Consider the following 1805-nt stretch of genomic DNA (forward strand, 5'->3'; position numbering starts at 1 on the left):
GATCTGGGCCGAGCCTTTCGGCGGCGCGTCGGCGAGCGCGATATCGCCGACGCGCGCCAGCCGCTTGATCGCCTGGGCGTGGCGCTCCAGCCGCTCCTGCGTCAGCGTGTTGGCGCCGATCACCATCAGCGGCGCGATCGCCGACGGCGGCACATTCATTTCCGAACGCACCGACCTGATGCCCGAGACGAGGTCGACCAGCCAGTTGATGTCGGCGGCGGCCTCCTCGTCCTCGAAGTCGGGCGACGGCCAGGCGGCATGGCAAAGCAGCGAGGAGCGCTCCTTGCCCTCGCCCGCGGTCTGCGCCCACAGCTCCTCGGTCATGAACGGCATCATCGGATGCAGAAGCTTGTAGATTTCGTCGAGCACGAAGGCGACGCAGGCCCGGCTTTCGGCCTTGGCGGCTTCGTCCGTGCCCATGAACACCGGCTTCAACAGCTCCAGATACCAGTCGCAGAACAGGTTCCAGACGAAGCGGTAGGCCGCGCCCGCGGCCTCGTTGAAGCGGTAGCTGGTGATGCCCTCCGTGACCGCGCGCGCCGCCCGCGTCAGCTCGGTCAGGATCCATCGGTTGACCGGCAGCTTGGCGTCGTTCAGCCAGAAAGTGTCGTCGCGCGCGACCTCGTTCATCTCGGCGAAGCGCGTCGCGTTCCACAGCTTGGTGCCGAAATTGCGGTAACCGGCGATGCGGGCCGGATCGAGCTTCACGTCGCGCCCCTGCGCCGCCATCACCGTCAGCGTGAAGCGCAGCGCATCGGCGCCGTATTCGTCGATCAGGTCGAGCGGATCGATGACGTTGCCTTTCGACTTCGACATCTTGGCGCCGTTCTTGTCGCGCACCAGCGCGTGCACATAGACGGTGTGGAACGGCTCCTCGTCCATGAAGTGCAGGCCCATCATCATCATGCGGGCGACCCAGAAGAAGATGATGTCGAAGCCGGTCACCAGCACGTCGGTCTGGTAGTAGGTCTTGAGTTCCGGCGTCTGGTCGGGCCAGCCAAGCGTCGAGAACGGCCACAGCGCCGAGGAGAACCAGGTGTCGAGCACATCCTCGTCGCGGGTCAGGATCTCGCCCGGTTGGAAGTTTTCGAGCTTGTCCTCGACCCAGGCCTTCCACGGCCCTTCCAGCGCCAGATAATATTCAATGGCGGCAGCAAGCGCCTCCTCCTCTGTCTTTTCGACGAAGACATGTCCGTCCGGCCCGTACCAGGCCGGGATCTGGTGGCCCCACCAGAGCTGGCGCGAGATACACCAGGGCTGGATGTTCTCCATCCAGTCGAAATAGGTCTTCTCCCAGTTCTTCGGAACGAAGTTGGTGCGCCCCTCGCGCACCGAGGCGATCGCCGGCTTGGCGAGCTCGGCGGCGTTGACATACCACTGGTCGGTGAGGAACGGTTCGATCGGCACGCCGCCGCGATCGCCATGCGGCACGGCATGCCGGTGCGGCTCGACCTTGTCGAGGAATCCGCCGGCCTCCATCAGCTCGACGATCTTCTTGCGGGCAGTGAAACGGTCGAGCCCATCGAGCTCGTCCCACACGGCCTGGCGCGCCGGCGTCACCTCGATACCGGCAAGAAAGTCCTCATTGTCCTTCAGCTTGATGGCCGCTTCGACAGTCAGGATGTTGATTGCCGGCAATTTATGGCGCTTGCCGACCTCGAAATCGTTGAAGTCGTGCGCCGGCGTGATCTTGACTGCGCCGGAGCCTTTCTCCGGATCGGAATACTCGTCGGCGACGATCGGTATCTTGCGGCCGACGATCGGCAGCACGACGTTGCGGCCGACCAGATCGGTGAAGCGCTCGT

General features: G+C 64.4%; 1 protein-coding gene. It reads right to left on the reverse strand.

Annotation, left to right across the window (positions count from 1 at the left end; all coding sequences use genetic code 11):
• Positions 1–1805: valine--tRNA ligase (locus tag EOD07_RS33200; RefSeq protein ID WP_127238234.1), on the reverse strand; the 1805-nt coding region annotated here is incomplete at both ends.

It is taken from the genome of Mesorhizobium sp. M2C.T.Ca.TU.002.02.1.1 (genome assembly GCF_003997225.1).